Origin of the sequence: Pontibacillus marinus BH030004 = DSM 16465 (assembly GCF_000425225.1) — a bacterium.
GTDB classification, from domain to species: Bacteria; Bacillota; Bacilli; order Bacillales; family BH030062; genus Pontibacillus; species Pontibacillus marinus.
Window position 1 is genome coordinate 33,234 of record NZ_AULJ01000001.1, and the last position, 21,753, is coordinate 54,986.

30 protein-coding genes are annotated in these 21,753 nt (G+C 35.7%); 25 read left to right on the plus strand and 5 right to left on the minus strand.

What is annotated here, in order from left to right; all coding sequences use genetic code 11:
- Positions 1–122: 122 nt before the first annotated feature.
- On the minus strand, positions 123–1,187 hold the full coding sequence (desA, locus tag H514_RS0100200; protein WP_027445135.1) for a Delta(5) desaturase DesA: 1,065 nt from the start codon (positions 1,185–1,187) through the stop codon (positions 123–125).
- Positions 1,188–1,401: 214 nt separating this feature from the next.
- Here desA and H514_RS0100205 point away from each other — a divergent pair, with 214 nt between their 5' ends.
- From H514_RS0100205 to H514_RS0100220, 4 genes are all read left to right on the plus strand, one after another.
- Positions 1,402–1,923 (plus strand): GNAT family N-acetyltransferase, encoded by a 522-nt coding sequence (locus tag H514_RS0100205; RefSeq protein ID WP_027445136.1) that lies wholly within the window; start codon positions 1,402–1,404, stop codon positions 1,921–1,923.
- Between the two features lie 17 nt (positions 1,924–1,940).
- On the plus strand, positions 1,941–2,414 hold the full coding sequence (locus tag H514_RS0100210; protein ID WP_027445137.1) for a hypothetical protein: 474 nt from the start codon (positions 1,941–1,943) through the stop codon (positions 2,412–2,414).
- 113 nt (positions 2,415–2,527) lie between these two features.
- Positions 2,528–2,974 carry an SgcJ/EcaC family oxidoreductase gene (locus H514_RS0100215; RefSeq protein WP_027445138.1) on the plus strand — a complete coding sequence of 149 codons (447 nt, stop codon included), beginning with the start codon at positions 2,528–2,530 and terminating at the stop codon, positions 2,972–2,974.
- Positions 2,975–3,114: 140 nt separating this feature from the next.
- Positions 3,115–3,660: a hypothetical protein gene (locus H514_RS0100220; RefSeq protein WP_027445139.1), complete on the plus strand. Its 546-nt coding sequence runs from the start codon at positions 3,115–3,117 to the stop codon at positions 3,658–3,660.
- Between the two features lie 105 nt (positions 3,661–3,765).
- Here H514_RS0100220 and H514_RS0100225 read toward each other — a convergent pair whose 3' ends face one another.
- Complete coding sequence (locus H514_RS0100225) at positions 3,766–4,410, minus strand: DUF3435 domain-containing protein (protein ID WP_027445140.1); 645 nt, start codon at positions 4,408–4,410, stop codon at positions 3,766–3,768.
- Between the two features lie 217 nt (positions 4,411–4,627).
- On the opposite strand from H514_RS0100225, the gene H514_RS0100230 reads away from it, so the two are divergent.
- From H514_RS0100230 to H514_RS24500, 17 genes are all read left to right on the plus strand, one after another.
- Positions 4,628–5,053 carry a universal stress protein gene (locus H514_RS0100230; RefSeq protein WP_036841494.1) on the plus strand — a complete coding sequence of 142 codons (426 nt, stop codon included), beginning with the start codon at positions 4,628–4,630 and terminating at the stop codon, positions 5,051–5,053.
- A 267-nt stretch (positions 5,054–5,320) separates the two neighbouring features.
- Positions 5,321–6,844, plus strand: a complete 1,524-nt coding sequence (locus H514_RS0100235) for a spore germination protein (RefSeq protein ID WP_036841492.1) — start codon at positions 5,321–5,323, stop codon at positions 6,842–6,844.
- A gap of 1 nt (position 6,845) precedes the next feature.
- Positions 6,846–7,934 carry a GerAB/ArcD/ProY family transporter gene (locus H514_RS0100240; RefSeq protein ID WP_027445143.1) on the plus strand — a complete coding sequence of 363 codons (1,089 nt, stop codon included), beginning with the start codon at positions 6,846–6,848 and terminating at the stop codon, positions 7,932–7,934.
- Positions 7,931–9,175 carry a Ger(x)C family spore germination protein gene (locus tag H514_RS22055; RefSeq protein ID WP_051254938.1) on the plus strand — a complete coding sequence of 415 codons (1,245 nt, stop codon included), beginning with the start codon at positions 7,931–7,933 and terminating at the stop codon, positions 9,173–9,175. The genes H514_RS0100240 and H514_RS22055 overlap by 4 nt, the downstream gene beginning before the upstream one ends.
- A complete protein-coding gene (locus H514_RS0100250; protein WP_027445144.1) occupies positions 9,175–9,357 on the plus strand; it encodes a hypothetical protein in 183 nt (60 codons plus the stop codon). The genes H514_RS22055 and H514_RS0100250 overlap by 1 nt, the downstream gene beginning before the upstream one ends.
- 316 nt (positions 9,358–9,673) lie before the next feature.
- Positions 9,674–10,513 (plus strand): STAS domain-containing protein, encoded by an 840-nt coding sequence (locus tag H514_RS0100255; protein ID WP_027445145.1) that lies wholly within the window; start codon positions 9,674–9,676, stop codon positions 10,511–10,513.
- Positions 10,514–10,686: 173 nt separating this feature from the next.
- Positions 10,687–11,058 (plus strand): iron chaperone, encoded by a 372-nt coding sequence (locus H514_RS0100260; RefSeq protein WP_027445146.1) that lies wholly within the window; start codon positions 10,687–10,689, stop codon positions 11,056–11,058.
- A gap of 58 nt (positions 11,059–11,116) precedes the next feature.
- Entirely contained in the window at positions 11,117–11,500 is a 384-nt protein-coding gene (locus H514_RS0100265) for a VOC family protein (RefSeq protein ID WP_027445147.1), read from the plus strand.
- A gap of 173 nt (positions 11,501–11,673) precedes the next feature.
- A complete protein-coding gene (locus tag H514_RS0100270) occupies positions 11,674–12,156 on the plus strand; it encodes a DUF2975 domain-containing protein (protein WP_027445148.1) in 483 nt (160 codons plus the stop codon).
- Between the two features lie 9 nt (positions 12,157–12,165).
- Complete coding sequence (locus H514_RS0100275) at positions 12,166–12,375, plus strand: helix-turn-helix domain-containing protein (protein ID WP_027445149.1); 210 nt, start codon at positions 12,166–12,168, stop codon at positions 12,373–12,375.
- Between the two features lie 103 nt (positions 12,376–12,478).
- Positions 12,479–13,249: a DUF817 domain-containing protein gene (locus tag H514_RS0100280; RefSeq protein ID WP_027445150.1), complete on the plus strand. Its 771-nt coding sequence runs from the start codon at positions 12,479–12,481 to the stop codon at positions 13,247–13,249.
- A gap of 66 nt (positions 13,250–13,315) precedes the next feature.
- Positions 13,316–13,753, plus strand: a complete 438-nt coding sequence (locus H514_RS0100285; protein WP_027445151.1) for a cell wall hydrolase — start codon at positions 13,316–13,318, stop codon at positions 13,751–13,753.
- Positions 13,754–13,899: 146 nt separating this feature from the next.
- A complete protein-coding gene (locus H514_RS0100290; protein WP_027445152.1) occupies positions 13,900–14,553 on the plus strand; it encodes an HAD family hydrolase in 654 nt (217 codons plus the stop codon).
- A 129-nt stretch (positions 14,554–14,682) separates the two neighbouring features.
- Entirely contained in the window at positions 14,683–14,925 is a 243-nt protein-coding gene (locus H514_RS24905; protein WP_036849023.1) for a hypothetical protein, read from the plus strand.
- 163 nt (positions 14,926–15,088) lie between these two features.
- Entirely contained in the window at positions 15,089–15,484 is a 396-nt protein-coding gene (gene merR / locus H514_RS0100300) for an Hg(II)-responsive transcriptional regulator (RefSeq protein ID WP_027445153.1), read from the plus strand.
- 58 nt (positions 15,485–15,542) lie between these two features.
- Positions 15,543–17,168 (plus strand): mercury(II) reductase, encoded by a 1,626-nt coding sequence (gene merA / locus H514_RS0100305; RefSeq protein WP_036841583.1) that lies wholly within the window; start codon positions 15,543–15,545, stop codon positions 17,166–17,168.
- Between the two features lie 184 nt (positions 17,169–17,352).
- Positions 17,353–17,517 carry a YxiG family protein gene (locus H514_RS24500; RefSeq protein ID WP_154657280.1) on the plus strand — a complete coding sequence of 55 codons (165 nt, stop codon included), beginning with the start codon at positions 17,353–17,355 and terminating at the stop codon, positions 17,515–17,517.
- A 171-nt stretch (positions 17,518–17,688) separates the two neighbouring features.
- Here H514_RS24500 and H514_RS24910 read toward each other — a convergent pair whose 3' ends face one another.
- Entirely contained in the window at positions 17,689–17,841 is a 153-nt protein-coding gene (locus tag H514_RS24910) for a hypothetical protein (protein ID WP_169449745.1), read from the minus strand.
- Between the two features lie 391 nt (positions 17,842–18,232).
- Here H514_RS24910 and H514_RS24505 point away from each other — a divergent pair, with 391 nt between their 5' ends.
- A complete protein-coding gene (locus H514_RS24505) occupies positions 18,233–18,376 on the plus strand; it encodes a hypothetical protein (protein WP_154657281.1) in 144 nt (47 codons plus the stop codon).
- Between the two features lie 288 nt (positions 18,377–18,664).
- Here H514_RS24505 and H514_RS0100325 read toward each other — a convergent pair whose 3' ends face one another.
- Positions 18,665–19,180, minus strand: coding sequence for a CBO0543 family protein (locus tag H514_RS0100325; RefSeq protein WP_027445155.1), 516 nt, complete (start codon positions 19,178–19,180; stop codon positions 18,665–18,667).
- A gap of 117 nt (positions 19,181–19,297) precedes the next feature.
- Positions 19,298–20,059, minus strand: a complete 762-nt coding sequence (locus H514_RS0100330) for a GNAT family N-acetyltransferase (protein ID WP_027445156.1) — start codon at positions 20,057–20,059, stop codon at positions 19,298–19,300.
- Positions 20,060–20,223: 164 nt separating this feature from the next.
- Here H514_RS0100330 and H514_RS0100335 point away from each other — a divergent pair, with 164 nt between their 5' ends.
- From H514_RS0100335 to H514_RS0100345, 3 genes are read left to right on the plus strand one after another with little or no spacing between them, the layout of a single operon-like run.
- Positions 20,224–20,757 (plus strand): hypothetical protein, encoded by a 534-nt coding sequence (locus H514_RS0100335; protein ID WP_027445157.1) that lies wholly within the window; start codon positions 20,224–20,226, stop codon positions 20,755–20,757.
- 37 nt (positions 20,758–20,794) lie between these two features.
- Positions 20,795–21,328 (plus strand): hypothetical protein, encoded by a 534-nt coding sequence (locus H514_RS0100340; RefSeq protein ID WP_027445158.1) that lies wholly within the window; start codon positions 20,795–20,797, stop codon positions 21,326–21,328.
- Between the two features lie 37 nt (positions 21,329–21,365).
- On the plus strand, positions 21,366–21,746 hold the full coding sequence (locus tag H514_RS0100345; RefSeq protein ID WP_027445159.1) for a YkvA family protein: 381 nt from the start codon (positions 21,366–21,368) through the stop codon (positions 21,744–21,746).
- The last annotated feature ends 7 nt before the right edge of the window (positions 21,747–21,753 follow it).

The following is a 21,753-nucleotide window of genomic DNA, read 5'->3' on the forward strand; positions in this document are numbered from 1 at the left end:
CTAAGATCTCTTGTGAATAAAGGATATCCTATATATTCTATGATGTCACGATGTTGGACCATTACAAAATAAATTAGACAAGACAAAAGCCCATTTATCGCAATGGGCTTTTGTTCATAAGTTTATTCGTCTTGAAAAGAGGGTGTACTCGTATTCATCATCGCTTTTGCTCGATCAATCGCGCTTGAATCTTTTAGAAGATGCTTTACGTCTTTAAAGCTCACAAACGTTTTATTATTTGTGTCATACAAACGGAAGCGAATGGATTCTAAGCTTGTTTTAAGCGTAATTGTCGTAACGTGTTGTAGTGGCGGTGTCGAGTCATGAGCATCCTGTAAATTATAGTTCGGTACGCGAGGGCTTAGGTGATGAACATGGTGATACCCAATGTTCCCTGAAACCCATTGTAGAACCTTCGGAAGCTTATAGAAGGAGCTGCCATCAACAGCGGCTCTTACAAACTCCCACTCATCGTCATGTTCGTAATAAGAATCCTCAAATTGGTGCTGAACGTAGAATAACCAAATGCCTAATACGCCAGAAACGTATAGGATAGGAAGGTTCACGATTAGGAAAGCTTCCCAGCCGATCGCCCAGATGAGTAATGCATAGATCCCTGCGATCGTAACATTCGTAAGATACGTGTTCATCTTTTCTTTACGCTTTACACCTTTGTCATTAAAACGGTTTGCAACTAGGAACAAAAAGATCGGTCCTAAGCCGAACATAACAATAGGGTTGCGATAGAGTCTATATTTCAATCTGCCCCAGAATGAAGAGGCTAAATATTCATCGATTGTCATAGCCCAGATATCGCCTGTTCCACGTTTATCTAAGTTGCCACTCGTAGCATGGTGAACATTGTGTTCGCGTTTCCATTTTTCAAAAGGAAAGAGCGTAATGATGCCTGTGATCGTTCCGATAATTCGGTTTGCTTTTTTATGATTGGTAAAGGATTGGTGTGTACAGTCATGGAATATGATAAATAGTCGAATGACGAACCCACCGGCTAACATAGCTGTTGGAATAGCCAGCCATACGGAAATCGATAAGCTTTGATAAGCAAGGTACCAAAGGATTAAAAAGGGAAGTACCGTGTTGATTAATTGTTTAACAGCTCTTTTATTATCAGGTTTTGCATAGGGAGCTACACTTTTATTTAATTCTTTCAGTTTTTGTTTATTCATAGGTCGACTCCTTCTTATCAGCATTTAAATAGCTTATATATTCCATGATAGAGAAAGGCCGCTATGTTTTTAAGACATAAACGTCAGGACTTATATATGACACTTGTCATACAACTAAGATATGGAAACTGACCGTCCAATGCCTCTCGTTAAACTAGCAACCTTTTGATACACTTTTCTTAAAGAGATAAATCGATCAAAGGGAGAGACCTACATGACATTACAATTCGTAAAATTAACGGAACCAAACGATACAATCGTCGAAGCGTTTAACCGCTGGGAAAACGATCCGAAGTTAGTACCTTTCACACGCCCAAGCAAAAACCAAGAAGAATTAGAACAACCAAAAGAAGTTACATTGGAAGGCTTAGAAAAACGTCTCTCAGACCATGATGTGTTTCTCATCTATCAGGATGACAAGCTAATTGGAGAAATGAACTACATGGTGAACCCAAGCCACCTTTATAAAAATGACGAAAAAACAGCTTGGATCGGGATCAACATCGGTGAACAAGAAGGGCGCGGAAAGGGAGTAGGGTATGACGCGATTCTATACATAGAAGAACAGATCAAAAATGCAGGTATTAACCGGGTTGAACTAGGTGTATTTGAGTTCAATGAACAGGCGCATAAGCTCTATCAAAAGCTTGGTTACAAGGAAATAACGCGGATCTCAGACCTAACCTATTGGGACGGCAAGATGTGGTGTGATATTCGTATGGAGAAGTATTTATAAATGAAGAAGGGGATTGAATGAGGAAAAAGTTCTTTTGGGCGATCGGTATTCTTTTTGTCTTGTTTATTGGAACACTTTGGGGCATTGAGATCACCGATAAGCAAAAGTTACAAAAAGTAAGCGCTGAAGCTAGAGTCACTCAAACATTATATGAACAGGTTGATCAAACCGTCACGATCATGAAGTCTTATGAAGAAGAAGTTATACCTAAGGAAGTGAAAGAATTAGGGGTTCATTCTTTAAATACTACTCGTGATTTGTATATGAGGACCATCATAAGCTTAGATCCCAATTATGATGATCGTAAATATCGAACACTCTCGAATTGGATCGGTAAAGTTAAGTTTCTTATATCAAAGGAAAAGATAACGGATGAAGACCTCGAAACACTGGATGCTTATCGGGTGAAGATAAAGAAGTTCATGGAACAAAAGAACGAAACATTAAATCAGTTAGAATATAAGGTGAATCACTATTGGTGGGATTCATAAAACTATAACTCCTTCCTAATATCTTTGTGAGAGGCAACAGGAAAATAAACACATAAAGTTAGTTGTTTAAATGTGAAATAATTAATGTATTAAATAATTAAAGGGGTATTCTGATGAATGATAACCAAGAGGTAACTGTTAAGAAAGTTTATGAAGATTTAATAAAGGCTTGGAACGAACGTGATGCTGAAAGAATGTCAAATCTATTCACAGAGAGTGGCGAGAGTATAGGGTTTGATGGAAGTATTTCTAAAGGCCAAGAGCAGATTTTATCTCACTTAAAGCCCATATTTAGAGATTACCCAACTCCTCCATTTGTTAGCAAAATAAAAGAAGTAAAGTTTATTGGAAATTATACAGCTATTTTAAGAGGGATTGCCGGTATGATTCCGCCTAATGAATCTGATATAAATCCGGATTTGAATACTCACCATACTTTAGTTCTAGAACTGAAGGAAGATGAGTGGAAGATAGAATTATTTCAAAATACACCTGCGCACTTTCATGGCAGACCTGAATTAGTTGATCAGATGACTAATGAACTGAGAAATCTAATATAAAGGTGTGCTTAAAAGGTCAGCATTTATTTAATGCTCGCTTTTGTGTGAAATAAGTGGGGAATAAAAACAGAACATTAGTAGGCCAACAGTTATTGTTGGCTTATTCTTACTCTGAAAAATAAATCTTAGGGGGTGTTCCTATGGATGATACAATTAAGTCTTATTTTGTAAATCTTGAAGCGAAAGATAAAAATTTACAATATGAAGCATTTCAGAATATCATACATGCAACCAAAGAAAGCGTAGACTGGTCTTATGAAGTATGGGATCAATTGATAGGTTGGCTTACTGATCACGATAATCACCGTAGAGCTAGAGCTGGACAGTTTCTTTCTGCTTTAGCAATCAGTGACCCTGAAAAACGGATGCTTCATGATTTCCCGGCGTTATGGGAAGTAACGAAAGATTCAAAATTTGTAACTGCTCGCCATACTATACAATCAATTTGGAAAGTAGGTTTAGCAGGGCATGAACAAAGAGAAATGCTTCTCAATCATTTTATTGATAGGTTTAAAAATGGTATGGACGAAAAAAATTATACCCTGATTCGATACGATATGATTGTGGGTTTAAGAAAGTTATATGATGAAGTAAAAGATGAGCAAATTAAGGAAATAGCAATGGATTTGATTGAGTACGAACAAGATAGTAAATATCAAAAGAAATATATGTCTGCTTGGAAATAAGGGACTTGAAAAAGAATTGCTTAAAAAGTCTTTTGAAATAGAGAACTAAAAAGGAGCTTCAGTTTCTAAAAAGAAGCCACAGCACTATGCTGAAGCTTCTCTAGTTTATTTTTTAAATGTCTCTGGAAACTGTTTTACGACTCCTTCAGAAATCGCATCTGCCATTAAAATTATATGAGTCATCCCGTCATCGATCGCAACAATTCTTTCATCCCATTCTTTTTCTAAACTTGCTTTTAAGTCATCTGTTACCAATTCTAAATGGATATATAGCATTTCTTTTAAATCTTCATTTTTTAAATGGGGATTGGCACCACTAAGGAAAGCAGCAATATCATCAGCATTTTGGTACCAGTCTTTGTTAAGCTTATCCATCATTTTTTCGTTCCCATTTTTAGCGGCATCTACGATTTTACCAGCTATAACGATATGTTCTTTTAGCAAATCCGTAAGCTTGTTCCCTGCTTTCTCTCCATACAGGGGCTTAATTGCATTTCCTATATCCTCCTGATTCCTTAGAAGCCTTGATAGCACTTCCTTTTGGTCCTCAGCTCCCGCTGTTGTTGCGCTTGTAATATAATTGCTTGTCCACAACACATGATCAATCCAAAGTCTTCTGAATTCATTTTTGAACTTTACCTCTGATTGACTAATACCTCGTTCCTTTGTTTTACCATCGACACTAATTGCCCCTGGTAAGGTGTTGAGCATAAATACTAAAATTACCGTCATAAACATTAACTTTTTCATCCGATATACTCCTTCCAAAATAAAAGTTCCTTCTTATTATTGTTTTATGAAGTTTTTTCATTCGTTAAAGTCATGCAAAATCCAATTATTCAGCTTTTGTAAGCGTTTGTTTAATAACCTGTTATCCAAATGTTACCGAATCGTAACTGAAATATAAGATTCTAAAGCTTAATAGAAAGGAATAGATAAGTAAGCTACAAAAATATGCTTTGAAAGGGTGAAGGATGATGTTTCAAAAATTGTTATTGCATTTGATGGAACAGAAGGAAGCTTAGAAGCCCTTGATTATGCTGCAAAACTAGGAAATCCACAGGAAACTGAAATGACTGTTGTGCATGTTGTTAAAGATACAAAAGTAGATTCCCCTAATCAAGGTGCGGGTCTATATCCTATTATTAATGAGAGTAATGATCCAGCTATAGCTCAAGCAAGGTCACGTTTAAGAGAGAACAATTTATCAGCTAATTTTCTTGTTTTAGAAGGAAAGCCGGCTAAAAAGATATGTGAATATGCTGAACGGCAAAATGCTGATGTCATTGTCATTGGGAGTAGAGGAGTTAGTGGATATAAGAGGTTCATGATTGGGAGTATAAGTGAGAAAGTTGCAAAAGAGGCTGAGGTCCCAGTGTTCATAGTGAAATAGGTTGAGAAATAAGAAAGGCCAAGACAGACTTATTCCATCCAACTCATGATTCATACAGATAAACTTCGATACAAAACAGTCAAATTTAATCTGATCATCCCAATTTCTTTTGGTTCTAACTAAGAAATTGGGATATTTTAATCCAAAAAATTTTAAAAGTGAGTTTACAAGAAACAATTCATTTATGTTTAACTCTTCCTCATCTTGTTTAAATTTCCTCGTCTTGTAAAGAATGAAAAGGAAATACAAATGAAGGAGGGGATTCTTTTGGGCTTTAGGTTTTTCAATCGTCAAAGAACAGAAACAGGATTTAAAGAAAACGATAATAATATGCTGCTTTCTAAACAATTGGACGCTAATACTAGAGAGCTAACAGAGTTGTTTGAACAGCCATTGAATGATGATTTTGTTAATCGGGCTGTGAATATAAAAACGCTTGATAAAAAGGCAAGGATTTTCTTCATTAATGAGCTTGTCGACCCAAAAGTTATTGAAGAGTTCATTTTATCCCCCCTAACAAGTAAACAAACGGATCCGCAAAAAGAAATGAAATCGACTTTAAAGGAACTCTTACCAATTAAGGAGTTCAAAGTGGCTACTGAACTTTCAGATTGTGTTAAGGGAATTAATAACGGCAACACCTTACTCCTAATAGAAGGGAGCGAACAAGGCTTTCTTTTAGATACAACGAAGCTTGAGCACCGAAATATTGATAAGCCACAGAGTGAGGTTGTTATAAAAGGGGCTAATGAAGGGTTTGTTGAATCCGTTTCAGTTAATAAATCCTTGATTCGCAAACAGCTTAGATATGAAAAGTTAGTCACAGAAAAGGTTCAATTAAAGACTCGGGCGAATAATACCGTTTCGCTTATGTATGTAAGTGACTTAGTAAATGAAGGTGTCGTGGAAGATGTGAAGAGCCGTCTCGATCGTATCGAGGTGGATAACATTGAAAATATAGCCCTTTTAGAGCAACATCTGGAGGAAAGACCGTATTCCTTAGTCCCGTCAATTTTATACACTGAAAGGCCGGACAGAGCTGTTTCCTACATGTTAGAGGGGCATGTTGTGTTGCTCACAGAGAATTCTCCTGCTTGTTTAGTAGTACCTGTTACATTTTGGTCTTTTTTTCATACTGCAGAAGACAGTTATCAACGTTGGGCTTATGCAAACTTTATACGTTTTGTACGTATGTTTGCGTTTTTTATTGCAATCGTTACGCCTTCGTTGTATGTGGCAATAACCAACTACCATATTGAGATGTTACCGACAGACTTGGCATTAGCCATTGCAGCAAAGAGAGAGACGATCCCTTTTCCTGCGATTATTGAAGTTTTAATTATGGAAGCATCTTTTGAATTGTTAAGGGAGGCTGGCGTTCGTGTGCCTTCGCCCATTGGACCCACGATTGGGATTGTAGGTGCCTTAATCCTAGGACAAGCTGCTGTTGAAGCGAACATCGTAAGTCCAATTATGGTGATCATCATTGCCATCACGGGTTTAGCATCATTTGCTATACCAGATAACAGCTTGGGATTTATGGCACGAATCATAAGGTTCGGTGTGTTATTTTTAGCGGCTATACTTGGTCTATTTGGTATTGCGATAGGCATTATTTTAGGATTGGCTTATTTGGTATCCATACGTTCATTTGGAGTGCCTTTTCTTTCACCAGCGGCACCTTCAAATAAATCGTCTGGTGATCTTTTAGTAAGAAGGACAATACGTAATCAATGGTTCCGTCCTAAAAATATAAAACCTCAAGACGTTAAACGAAAAGGAGGGGGATGATGTGGATAATCGTTATAAACTTGGGACCCGAGAAATGCTAGCGATTATATTACTATCCATAGGTACGAAGTTTACAGACTATACACCTGACCTCTTATTTATGAAGACCTTTATGTCTGCTTGGATGGTTCCTTTAATTTCTGCAGGTATTTTCTTTTTACCGCTTTTCTTGTTAGTAAGGTTATTAAATACGTACCAAATGTCCCTTACAGATTTAGTTAAGAATTTAATGGGGAAGTATGTAGGGACTGTACTCTGTTTGTTCCTATTTTTATTTTCCTTAATTGGAACATCACTTCTCATTAATAATTATTCACATATTATAGTCACGTTGTATTTTCCTCAGTCACCTAAAGGATTTATCCAATTCGTGCTTATACTCGTTTGTTTCTTAATTGCCTATGGTGGAGCTTACACAATAGGAAGAACAGCATGGATGATCTTACTGTTTATCAAGATCACACTTCTTATCTTGCTTGTGTTAGCTTTCTCAGTTGAGTTAAACACGGCTTACATTTTTCCTCTTTTTGGTGAGGGGGTAGATGTTCTGTTGAAAGAAAGTTTTTTATATAGTTCGATTTTTGTAGAGTGTATGCTTTTAGCCACCCTGATTCCTTATATGAAGAAAACGAAGTATTACTCAAAAGCAGCTCTGATTGGTATAGGTATTGTAGCTATCGAAATTTCTTTGTTTTTCTTCTACTATATCATCATGTTTGATGCATCCGTTTATAACATGACCTTACCTTTTCAACATATGACTCGTACGGTTCGGCTCGGGAGGTTTATCTCCAATACGGAGGGTTATTTTCTATTTGGATGGCTCTTAGCATCTTTTGTGAAATATGCAATGTATTTATTTGTTACAACATCCCTTTATAGCCAGACATTTAAAATCAAATCCACTAGGTCTCTTTTATTACCAGTAACTGTCCTTGTCTATTTGCTTGGTATGTTACCTGAAAACGCGATCAAAGGTAATCTTTTATATCGTGATGTGAATTTATATATTGGTTCATTCTTTTTTGTAGCCTTACCATTTGTATTGTGGTTGTTTTCACTTCGAAAAAAAGCGAGTGGTTCGTCATGAAAAAATGGCTAGTTATTCCTATTCTCCTTATAACATTAACCGGTTGTTGGGATAGGGATGAAATTGAAGAAGAGGCATTTGTTGTCGCGATAGGGTTAGATGAGTCGGAGTCGGGAAATGGCCTTCTCATTACATATCAGATCGCCAACCCTCAGGCTGGTATACCAAATACAGGTGGAAGAAAAGAAAAGAGTTCTATTATAACGACATTTAATGCTCCCAATTTTTTAACAGCTAGAGATTTAGCAAATGCGTACATAGCAAGAAAAATCAATTTTTCACATGCAAAAACAATTGTGATGAGTGAAGCTCTTGCTAAAAAAAAGGAAGGGTATAAATATTTGACTGCAGGCTTGAGAGATAGTGGGATTAGAAGAGATATTAAATTAATTGTCTCAAGGGAAAAAGCTTCTGAGTTCATTCATAATAACAATCCTATGCTAGAAACAAGACCTCATAAATTTTTTGACTTAATTGCTGGGAGATGGAAAGAAACTGGACTTGTCCCTTTTTCGAATATGATGAAATTCATTCAAAAATTTGAAAAGAAAGAAGATGGCTTTTTGGCGATATATGCTTCAACCAATGAGTATAAGGAAAATAAAGAAGGGAATGAAGACGATTATTTACCTGGACAAATTAATCGTCAAGGTGGAGCAAACCCTGCTGAGCTAATCGGGAGTGCTGTTTTTAAAAACGGTTTGATGGTAGGGACTTTGACAGGAGAAGAAACGCGTTTTGCTATGATCTTAAGACAGCGTTCTGAAACGAAGTATATGGGATCGACATTTCCTGATCCAGTCAATCCTGAATATCGAGTCGCAGCGAAGTTAAATAAGCACTTAGCAACAAATGTTAAGATGCATACAAAAAAAGACCCTTTAGTCATCGATGTTCACATCCCTCTAAGTTTAGAAGTTCATGGGATTCCAAGTGGAGTGAACTACGTTACCAATAAGGAAAAACAAGAGCTGCTTAGAAACGCGATTAAAACTGATTTAGAAGAAAAGTTTCATTCGTTAATAAAGAAAAGCCAAGAAGAGTATGGTGTGAATCTGTTTAATTGGTCACATGTGGCGAGGAGAAACTTTCTCAATCTACCAGAGTACAAGGCATTTAACTTGAGTAAAAAATATCCTAAGGCAAAAGTAAATGTCAACGTTGAAGTGATATTTACTGGATTTGGGATAAAACTAAATCCACACAACTATCAAGATGCAAAAAGGCAAGGGGAATTTTAATGGCGGAGTGGTTCATCTATATCGTATCGCTTGTCATCTCCTTATTGAGTGTTTGGGAATCTCGGGTGCTATGGAAAAGCGGTAATAAATCTGGTAGTGTCGCAACCTGTTTCCTTAGTTTATCGATCATTATGATTATTGTGTTACTTATATTGGAAGTGAAAATTAGTGGTTTATTTTAAAGTGTTAATTGACAAGACGCAAATTCTTTAAAAGAATTTGCGTCTTTTTGGTGATACTAAAAAAGGGTTAAGAATCAATGATAAAATATAAATGAATTAAATTAAGAAATGAGGTCAAGATGGAAAATGTGATATCTTTTTTGTGTATAATATTAGTAAAATGGGATGCTTAAAATAAATTTTAAAAATCAAAAACATGTTTAAAGACATCTTAAAACGGGTAATTCCTTTTGGGGAAATTATATTTTATATTCTCTACTCCAACTAAGACACGCTGATTTTTTATAAAAATGCAAAATAACAGGGGGAATTAAAAATGGAGATCGTTTTCGAATCAAATTTTACACTCAAAGATTTCTTCGAGGCAAACAAGGAAAATTTTGAGTCTACGTTGTTGTCTGAAGCCGTAAATGTGAAAGATAAAATCGATGAAATTTTAAGAATCGGTAACATTGATTTAGTGAATAATGCACACCAGCTTATTGTTTTTATTATTAATGGAGAAGATGAAGAAGTAAAACAGTTTGCGAAACAAGAAGGAATCGCATGGGCAAGTCATTCTATAGAAGTTACCTTTAAGTTGGAATGGGTTCATGCTATTCGTAGAACGCTGTGGACTTTCATACATAAGTATTATGAATTATCGAATCAGTATAAGATCGACGACTTTTTTAAGTTGGAACAAGAAATCAATAATCGTGTAGATATGTTTTTAAATTCATTTTTCATTCATTATTCTACGTACAAGGATTCTTTAATTAAAGCCCAAGAAAAATTAGTTGAAAATCTTTCAGTTCCAATTATCCCAATAAATGACACCATAAGTATATTGCCTTTAATCGGCTCCATTGATCGGAACCGGGTAGATATTCTTAAAGAAAAGGTATTAACGGAGGTATCCAATTTACGCATTAACACCTTAATTATCGATCTATCTGGGATTGCGAGTATGGAACAGGAGATCATCTATGACCTGTTGAAAATTATTGATGGGATTTCAATGATGGGGTGCTCTACAGTGATAACAGGCTTACGTGCAGAAGTTGTGAAAGAGATGACATCTTTAGGTATTGAGTTCGGTTCAGACACTAAAAAGTTAGGAACCTTACAGCAAGCACTAGGGGAATATTTAGTACAAGGCTTACATGCAAAGTAAATAAAAAAATATCAGTTTTACACTTCAGAGCATTTCTTGTTAACAAGGAATGCTTTTAAATTTTTATAGAATATAACATGGAGAAGGATTTATGTTGTAATAAACCTTTTCCATCACAAAATGATATGTATGCTAAAATAATCTGTAATAAGAAGTCGTTTAGGAGGGATACTATGGAAGTTTTTGCAGAATTCTTAGAGCAAATTGATAACTCGGAACATCGAGATCGAACGGAAAAAGTGCTGGGGTGGGTAACTGAGAAATTCCCAAATTTAATGCCAGTAATTAAGTGGAATCAGCCTATGTTTACTGATCATGGTACATTTATCATTGGATTTAGTTTAGCCAAAAAACATTTGGCTATAGCACCTGAAGAGCAAGGGATTCATCAATTTTCTAATGAAATTGTGGAGGCTGGCTATGAACATACTAAGATGCTAGTCCGGATACCTTGGGATAAAACTGTGAATTACTCATTACTTGAGAAAATGATCGAGTTTAATATTTTGGACAAAGCTGACTGTTCAACTTTTTGGCGGAAGTAATGCGAAAACTAGGTTCATAGCAGACATCATACATAGAAGTTCAAAGGGGGCTGTTTATATGAAAGTGATTGTGACTAGTATTTTTGTGGACGACCAGGACAAGGCATTAGAATTTTATACCGAAACGCTTGGTTTTGTGAAAAAGCATGACATTCCAATGGGAGAATTCAGGTGGATCGCTCTGGTTTCTCCGGAAGATCAAGACGGTACAGAGCTTTTGCTTGAACCGAATAACCATCCGGCAGCAAAAGAGTATCAAAAAAAGATCTTTGACGATGGCATCCCAGCGACAATGTTTGGTGTGACAGATGTTCATGACGAATACAAACGACTAGTGAACCTCGGCGTGAAGTTTACGATGGAACCTACTGACATGGGAGAAGTTAAAGTGGCTGTCTTTGATGATACATGCGGGAACCTTATACAGATCGCGCAGAAGTAATGGGTATTCAAAATAAGATAGAATCGTTTTATTCATAAAAAGCATTCCTTTACGTGAGGGATGCTTTTTTTAATTATTTTTCAGTAAATAAAACCTTATTATCAATAAAAATTTATTGTAAAACAATAAATGAATGTTAAAATAAGTCTATAATGAAAAAGTGAGGTGCTTTTATGAAAAGAGGCTCAACGCTCTTTTTAAAGATAGCTGTTTTTCTAATAGGAACTCCGGTACTTGCATTGTGTATATTTATCGTTCCTGAGGTAGCCAATTTTGCAGCAGTACTTTTCCCTGATATTCCATATATAAACGCTCTCGTTTACATCTATTTGTATGCTACAGCGATACCTTTCTACGTTGCTTTGTATCAAGCTTTTAACCTTTTAAGTTATATTGATCAAAACCATGCTTTCTCGGAATTATCCGTAAGATCTTTAAAGAACATAAAATTTTGTGCAATTCTAATTAGTGCTTTGTATGTATTAGGCATGCCATTCATCTATCTAATGGCTGAGGTAGATGATGCTCCGGGTCTAATCGTGATTGGAATGGTCATTATTTTTGCTTCTACGGTGATCGCGGTTTTTGCTGCTGTTCTTCAAAGACTTTTACAAGAAGCCATCCATATAAAATCTGAAAATGATTTAACAGTCTGAGGTGATAACATGGCGATCATAATTAATATTGATGTAATGTTGGCAAAAAGGAAAATGAGTGTAACAGAACTTACAGAAAGAGTTGGGATTACAATGGCTAACCTTTCGATATTGAAAAATGGAAAGGCGAAAGCCATACGCTTTTCAACCTTAGAGGCGATATGTGAAGCTCTTGAATGCCAACCTGGAGATATCCTGGAGTACCGAAGCGATGAATAGAATCAGGTAGTTATTTTACGATCATTAAACGGAAGCGGGGGAGTCATGCATGGATATAACCGTACAAAAAGATGCTCAGAAAAAAACGTTGAGGATGCAATTCATGAGAGGGCTAAAACAACTTGTTCATTTTGGCTGGGAACAGGCTCTCTCATGTTTGTTTCCTGTAGTTATTTTTGCCTCTTTGGCTTTAACCAAGTTCATCCCGCTCCCCTTCTTTCCTCGTTATGATTGGTTGCTTTTGATCTGTTTGTTGATGCAGTGGTGGATGGTGCGTTCTGGGCTTGAAACGCGAGATGAGCTAAAGGTAATCACCTTGTTTCACCTCATTGGTCTTGCTTTAGAGCTTTTTAAGACGCAAATGGGATCATGGTCTTATCCAGAGGAAGGATACTTTAAATTTTTCGGAGTTCCTTTATACAGCGGGTTCATGTATGCAAGTGTAGCGAGTTATCTGTGCCAGGCGTGGAGGAGGCTAAGGGTAGATCTAATAAAGTGGCCACCTTTTCTAATAGTTGTCCCTCTTGCGTCTGCAATATATTTGAATTTTTTCACTCACCATTATTGGATTGACGTTCGTTGGTGGTTATCTGGACTTGTTATCGTCGTCTTTTGGCGATCATGGGTTACATATGAAGTTGATGGCTCTCGTTATCGAATGCCAGTTGCGCTTTCTTTCGTCCTCATCGGATTTTTTATATGGGTAGCTGAAAATATCGCAACATTCTTTGGAGCGTGGGAATATCCAAATCAAACGGATGCTTGGAGCCTTGTTCATGTAGGAAAGGTGAGCTCATGGCTATTATTAGTCATTGTGAGCTTCCTTATCGTAGCAACGCTAAAGCAGGTAAAGGGAAGAATTCCAACAGAATAATGGTTAATTTAAGAAATCATGACAACAATCCAGCCTTCTTTCATACAATACTTTTGGGGTGAGAATATGCCAAGAGTGAAATATACAGATTCAGATGTTGCCTTAGTTGCAAGGATGATGCGAGCGGAAGCTGTAGCTGAAGGAAAACAAGGAATGTTGTATGTAGGAAATGTGATTGTAAATCGTGCGAAAGCCGATTGCTTGGACTTTAAAGACCTACGAACCATTAGAGACGTCATATTTCAAGTTCAAGGAGGAAATTATTCATTCGAAGCTGTTCAAAAGGGAAATTTATTTTATAACAGAGCAAGGTCTACTGAGAAAAGATTAGCCAGAAAAACATTAAACTTTTGGAGAGACCATCCAGCTAAATATGCTCTTTGGTATTTCAATCCAGAAGGTAATTGTCCTCCAACTTGGTACGGTCAACAGTTTACGGGTCCATACAAAAATCACTGTTATTATGAACCACAACCTGGAACATGTGACAGTATTTATAGCTAAAGGTAAGCATAATCAGCTTTAACTGACGTCTAGGGTTTTCCCTAGGCGTTTTTCATTCATGTGCGATAACTTGATGGTTATTTATGATATGATGGATATATTAACCATTTATTGGGGTGGAGAAATTATATAAAAGGGGATTGTTTATGAAAGCCATAATTTTTGATTTCGACGGGACTTTAGCCAATACCTTACCTATTTGTTATGTGGCATTTCAGCGTGTATTTAAGGATTTTGATGATAAAGAGCTATCTCCGGCTGAAATAAGATCGATGTTTGGACCTTCTGAAACAGGTATTATTTATGAAAACTTAAATCATAGTAAAAAGGAAATGGCAATCGAATTATTTTATAAGGAATATGAGGAAAAACATCAACAGTCCGTAACACAAAATAATGAAATGATTGAATTGATTACATATGTAAAAGAAAAAGGAATGAAAATAGGTATCGTAACTGGTAAAGCAAGGAGAAGTTTAGATATCTCATTAAAACAACTTCAAATGGATCAGCTTTTCGACGTCATCATCACAGGGGATGATGTGATTGAGCCTAAACCTCATCCAGAAGGCTTGTATAAAGCGTTGTCAGCTTTAGAGGTTGAACGAAATGATTCAATGTTTATTGGGGATAGCGATGCGGATATTGAAGCTGGATTAAGAGCGGGTATAACCACTGCAGGGGTCCATTGGCTTCCGAATTATACGCCCAATGAATTTTTAGTTGAACCACATTATATGTTTGAACATGTTTGTGATTTGAAGAAATGGCTGGAAGCTTATATTAAAAGCAATGCATAATGCCATATACACAACCATTTGATGATGGTTGTGTATATGGCATTTATTCTATGTAGGTTTTGGCAGTATGTTTATTAGCATAGTGAAATAATTAAACGCTCATTCAAATGTATAAAGAATTGTATGAAAATGGCATGGTTTTTATCATATGATATAATTAAAATTAAGAATAACGATGATTTAGGTGGTGAATTAATTATGCTTGAAAACAACGAAAATTTAAGTAAAAGAAAGTATGGTTGGGTTGATCAATGGGCTAAAATGACGGGAGAAAGAGCTAAAATAGATGCTAAAGTAAACAATACCTACATTGTTTACGCTACAAAGGATGGTTTAGTCAAGGAATTCCCTAATGGTGAAGTAAAGCCATAGAGCTGGCCGTTCAGCCATTAAATTAGCAACTTATGTATTTAATTAGATTGTGAAGAAGTACACCTAAACAAACGGGGCAGAACACTTGAAGAAGAAAAGTTTAAAAATAGACTTGACCGTGTACTATGGTACACGGTTTATTGTTGTTCTAGAGGTGAAAAAAGTGAGTTATCGCATAAGTGAATTTGCAAAAAAATGTGAAGTAAATAAAGAGACAATTAGATATTACGAAAAAAGGAATTTATTAAGTGATCTCAAAAAAACAAATGCTGGTTATCGGTTATATTCAGATGATGATGTTAAGCGTGTACATTTTATTAAGCGAATGCAAGAGCTTGGCTTTTCATTGAGTGAAATTTATAAATTACTTGGTGTTGTAGATAAAGACAAGGTTCGCTGCAAAGATATGTTTGAATTTGTTTCTAAAAAAGAAGACGAAGTTCAAAAACAAATAAAAGACTTAAAGAGGATTGAAGCCATGTTAAAAAATTTAAAACAATGCTGTCCAGATGAAAAACAATTACATGATTGTCCGATAATTGAAACACTGTTTGAGTGATAAAATTATTTTTTTAGGTGAGTGATGAAACTTGGGTAAAAAAAACAAAAAAATCAGAATGAAAGTTAGTGGCATGACTTGTGAAGGTTGTGAAGAGCATGTAGCAGTAGCACTTGAAAATATAGGAGCTAAAAATATTGAAGCTAGTTTTCGAAGTGGTGAGGCAGTATTTGAATTACCCGATGATATTGGTGTTGAAAGTGCAAAAAATGCAATTAATGAAACAAAATATCAACCTGGAGAAATAGAAGAAGTTTCACCACAAGAAAATGTGGTGTTGGGTTATGAGGGAGATTATGACTTAATTATCATTGGTTCTGGTGGGGCTGCTTTTTCGGCTGCGATTAAAGCGATTGAATACGGGGCAAAAGTAGCCATGATTGAGCGTGGAACCATTGGGGGAACATGTGTAAATATTGGTTGTGTGCCATCAAAAACCCTTCTTCGTGCTGGGGAAATCAATCATTTAGCAAAAGTTAACCCATTTATAGGTTTACAAACATCTGCTGGAGAAGTGGAATTAGCTCCCTTAATTAAGCAAAAAGATGAGTTAGTGAGTGAGCTTCGGAATCAAAAATATGTTGATTTAATTGATGAATATGGCTTTGATTTAATTGAAGGTGAAGCAAAATTTGTTGATGAAAATATAGTTGAAGTTAACGGGAAGAAATACTCTGCAAAGCGTTTTTTAATTGCAACGGGTGCGTCTCCTTCTTTACCGCCGATTTCAGGACTTGATGAAGTCGATTATCTAACAAGCACAACATTACTTGAATTAAAAAAGGTGCCTAAACGATTAACGGTAATCGGTTCAGGATATGTTGGAATGGAACTTGGGCAATTGTTTCATAATTTAGGTTCAGAAGTAACGATTATACAAAGAAGTGGGCGACTTTTAAAAGAATATGACCCAGAGATTTCAGAAGCTGTAGAAAAAGCGTTAATTGAACAAGGTATTAACTTTGTTAAAGGGGCAACTTTTGAGCGTGTAGAACAAGATGGAGAGATAAAAAAGATTCATGTAACAGTAGATGGCAAGAAAAAAGTGGTGGAATCAGAGCAGTTACTTGTTGCAACAGGAAGAAAACCAAATACAGATTCTTTAAATTTAAGTGCAGCAGGGGTGGAAGTCGGGAAACGAAAAGAAATCCTGGTAAATGATTATGCTAGGACAAGGAATGAAAAGATTTATGCAGCAGGTGATGTCACATTAGGACCTCAATTTGTCTATGTAGCAGCCTATGAAGGTGGACTTGTTGCTGATAATGCGATTGGTGGATTAAATAAAAAATTAGATTTATCGGTTGTTCCTGGTGTTACATTTACTAATCCTTCGATTGCAACGGTTGGTTTAACAGAAGAACAAGCCAAAGAAAAAGGTTATGAGGTAAAAACCTCTGTATTGCCTTTAGATGCCGTTCCAAGAGCGATAGTAAACCGTGAAACTACAGGTGTTTTCAAGCTTGTTGCTGAAACGAAAACATTAAAAGTGTTAGGGGTTCATATCGTATCTGAAAATGCAGGCGATGTGATATATGCAGCAACTTTAGCCGTTAAGTTTGGTTTAACAGTAGAGGATTTAAAAGATAGCCTTGCACCATATTTAACAATGGCAGAAGGATTAAAATTAGCTGCCCTTACCTTTGATAAAGATGTATCGAAATTATCTTGTTGTGCAGGCTGATAAAAGAGGTTCCACTTCAGGGAACATTTTTGTTGGAAATAGAATAAGAACGAAGTTATGAGCGATAAAAATAAAGTATAAAGAATCAAACAAGATCCTTTTGATAGGTATCAGTTCTCCTATTTTAAGTTTGTGAAGTTATACACTTAAAGTAACGGATGCTTTAGCGAAAGAAGGATGTAAATTGGAACAATTAAAAGCCTGCTTAGATAATTTATGGGCAAATGTTATAGATGACATGGATATTGATGTTTTTAATCATAAAATTACTTTTACTACAAAAGCAATTGATAATGGAACTATAACGAATTACCAATTAACTTTTGAAGAAGTATCATCATTCAAGTAATCCACAAACGGGCGCTAAACTGGAGTAACAAAAAAACAGACCGGCAAAATATGCATAGTTTTATTTTGCCGGTCTGTTTTAATATGCAGAATACATACTGCTAATTCATACATAAATTAAATGACAAATACAGGTTGTGCTTTTTATATTGAGAGATCACTCAAACACAGCTTAGTCTCTCATAGACCCTGCCTCTCGAGCGGTCATCGACCCTATTCCTTCACTTTCATCTTTTTTTATTTCCTGTTTTACCTTTTGTGCATCTGTGCCTGCATATCCTGGTTGGGTCATGGAATTCTTTTTTGAATTTTTGTTTTGTGGCATACAGATCCTCCTTAATTTGTGATCAACCTTATTATTTACAGAGATGTTTATTTTATTTGAGTTAAACTACACTAATTTAAAAAGTCAAAAAGCCCATTGTGACGGTTCTCAAGAAGGATGAATTTTGAGATGAAAATAGTGAATGATCTAAATAAAAAAATTATGTAGGAAAGCCATTTTATACAGCATATATTTTACAAACTTTTTTATACAAATTCTTGAAAAGTAGTGTCAACACCCACTCAAACGTGGTATATTTCAAAATAAGCCCTTGGATATACGTGAGTACCAAATAAGCGAGGATATCTTGACTAGAATTCAAATTCCTTAGTTTTACTCTCAAATGCAAGGGGTATCCTATTAACAAATATTTTTAAAGGAGGGTTACAAAATGAACATGTTTATCAAAGCTCGTGAACTTTTCGAAAGAGATTTTGCATCTAGCCAAGAAGTAAAACAAGTAAACGCTTCTGTTCAAGGCGGAAAAGAAAAAGCGAAAAAATCACAACCAAAAGTAAAACGATTCAAGAAATAAAAAGGAGCACGAGTTTATTTTTATGACATGAAATTGGAAAGTACCTGATTTGAAAATGGTTAAACGCTACAAGTGAGATACGATATTCATTACAAATCACACAGGTACTTTCCAAACTTTGTTTTACTCCTCTAAAAATCCAATTCCCCTAGTTTTTTTCTCTCTTCGATTACCCATTTTTAATAAAGAAACTATTTAAGTTTATTTCTCCACCATAAATATACAGCCATTGATAAGTAGGTGCTATGTAAGAGAAGTAGGAATAATAAAGTATGCATCGAATCAACCTTATTTTAATTTTTCTAAAGGAATAGGGAAAAATTGAATTAAAATGATGGTAATAACTATGGAAAGCATAAAGGTTAAGAAAGGCTTGAGGTAATGAAGCCTAATCATACTAAACATTAAAACATTAAACCAGAGAGTTTGAAGAATCCCCCATCCATTGTCATATCTGAACATCCCCATCGAATAAAATAGAAATTCAATAAATGTGTAAAAGAGCACCCAATAACATATGTAAAAGGCTTGATGGATTTTCGATTTAGGAAAGTACTTCAAATAAAGCATAATGCCAACAGGAAGAATGATAAAAGTAAAGGTAAGTTCAATAAATGTATGGTTTAGTATGGGAGTCGTAATCGCTTGGTATTCCCATAATGTATGATTGTAATAAAGAAAGTTGTACACAAGATTGTATATCATGAAATATTGTACAGTTGAATAGGTTTGTTGAATGGTTTCTTTATCTAGAAAAATAAAAGCAAAGATGATCCAAACAAGAACGACCATGAGTAGATACATAAATACACCTCAAAAACTCAGTTAACTAGCCTTCTTCATTATTTCCATCCTGCATGATCTAAATACATGGAGAGCCTATAAAAGAAGCCAGCTACCGCAAAAGGGAGCTGGCTTCTTTTATTCATGTAGCATTAAATAATCGGCTTCCTTCTCATAACCGAATTTGCCGTAAAAGCGGTGGAGATGAGGCAGGTGGTCTTCAAAGAATAAATAGGGTGTGATGCCTTGATGATGAAGATGTTGGGTTAGGGCTAATACGCTATAATAAGCTAGGCGTTGGCCTTGGTAGTCTGGATCCGTGTAGACGGCTCCTATTAAACAGAAGTCCTTGGTAGTCGAATGAGCTAATGCGCTTGATATCACTTTTTGTCCATCTTTTACAATGAAGACCAAACCTCTGTCAATTAAATGGGGGAGTATCTCTTCCATCTCTAATTGAATATTTTTGCCTTCGTAGAACTCAAGCAAAGGTAAGAAATCTTGTTGGGTTGCTTGAACAACTTTTTGAGGAACATCGTCTGCAACCTTCCCAATAGGTAGTTTTCCATAGCTATAAGGATGGTCTTTCCGATTCGGTAATGGGGAAACGCTTTGTAAAATGTTTTTCTTTCCATAAAGGAATTTGGATGGCAAAGTTGAAAGTTTTTCTTTGAATGGTACAGGATTAAAGCCATCCTTTACAGTGATGCCCATATTAAAAGGGCTGAAGTAGAGAGCTCCGACAAGTTCTTGGTTTTCAAAATATCCATAAAATCCAAAACGAGGATCATGGTTGTCCAGAAAAGGATAATACTCGATAAATTGTAGGTTATGTATAAGATCTTGTTCGATTAGTGTGTTTAATTCATTTTTGTGTAGTGGTGTCAATTTTTTTATCATGTTATCTCGCTCCTTCGGTATTAGTATACATAAAAATCTGTGCTTTCTCATCTTTGTGGTGAAGGGTGAAAAGAGATTGCAGTAATTGTGATGTTTTGAAATAATTGGTATAAGGTTAGAAGGGTACATGGATTAAAATGTGCCTTTTGTATTGGGGGATCAGAATGAAACGAAAGCTTTATTGGATTGGTGCGATCGTAATAGTAGCATGCCTGTTATTTGTCTACTTTGACTTACGAATTCAAATTAAAGAGAAGCAAGCTGTTATCGATGCGGTTGAAGATGATATTTATAATTATGCCTTACATCCAGAAGCATTAAGTAATGCGCTTCAAAGGGCAATTAAACAACCAACTAAAGAAAATTTCGCTCAACTTCTTCCCATATGGGAGAGTACAGAGCATAATTTACAGGCCCTTTTTCAGATACATAAAAATGAAATCGATGAAAAGGTTTATGAGGAATACTATAAATATAGACATAACCAAGTCAATGCGATGTTCTATACATATGCAGACCCAGAGTTAAAACCATTTGAAGATGACCGAAAAGATGATTTAAAAAGAATATTAAAAGCTTGGGAGAAGTTTTCGGGGTATTTAGATGTATTTGGAGGCTATAGAGAAATCGAGAATCCAAATCAATTTGCAGAAGAGTACACCAAGTTTCTAAAGGGAGTGCAAATAAACTGGCCTTAATGGATTTTGCTTTCTAAAAATACGAGGAGTGACGTAATTGAAAAGATTTATAGTTTCAATAACTTATGTATCTTTTATATTATTTCTTCTGGTTGGCTGTGAAACGGAAAGTGAACCTGAAGAAACAACTAAAGAATTAAAATATGAAGGTTCCACAATTGAAATAGGGGATCAAAGTAATTTATGGAAGCTAACACCTAAATATGATTATCAAACGGAAGGTAGAAATGGCGAGCGTAAAACTTATGAGGTTATTGGAAAAAAAGACGGTTTTGGCATTACGACCAGCTTTCCAATTACAGCAAAGAAAGGGCAAAAGTTTTTTTGGTTTTACTGGGGAGAAGAAGACATCAAGAATCAACCTGTGAAAGTATTGGGCTATAAAAAGGGCTCTAACGAAATAGTAACGTTATTCAGAGGAGAGTTTTATGAAGAAGCTCAAATTAATGAAGATGAAGTGAATATGCCATCGAATTTAACGTTTCAGTCACCAGGGATATGGAATGTCTTGGTTTATATGGATGGTGAAGTGAAAGGGAATCTAGTCGTTAAGGTTGTTCCTAGGAGATAATTTGAACCAATAGTAAAAATACAATTTAGGAGAAGTTATGAACAAAATAAAAGCATGGGCGAAACAATTAAAACAACAAATCTATGTCCTTTACTTAGCTTATAAAGATGAAAGAGTTCCTTGGTATGCTAAATTACTTGCAGCTAGTGTTGTTGCATACGCATTTAGTCCGATTGATTTAATACCTGATTTCATACCGATCCTGGGGTATATAGATGATATCATAATTGTACCTTTAGGGATTATGCTAGCTTTAAAGCTGATACCTCGGGAAGTTATTATGGAATGTGAAGCAAAAGCAGAAGAGATGATGTTAAACGGTAAGCCCAGAAACTGGGTTATGGGTTCACTGGTTATTCTCATTTGGATTCTATTGGGAATTTGGGTGGGCATTGTGCTTTATGAGTTATTAAATTAAGCAGGTA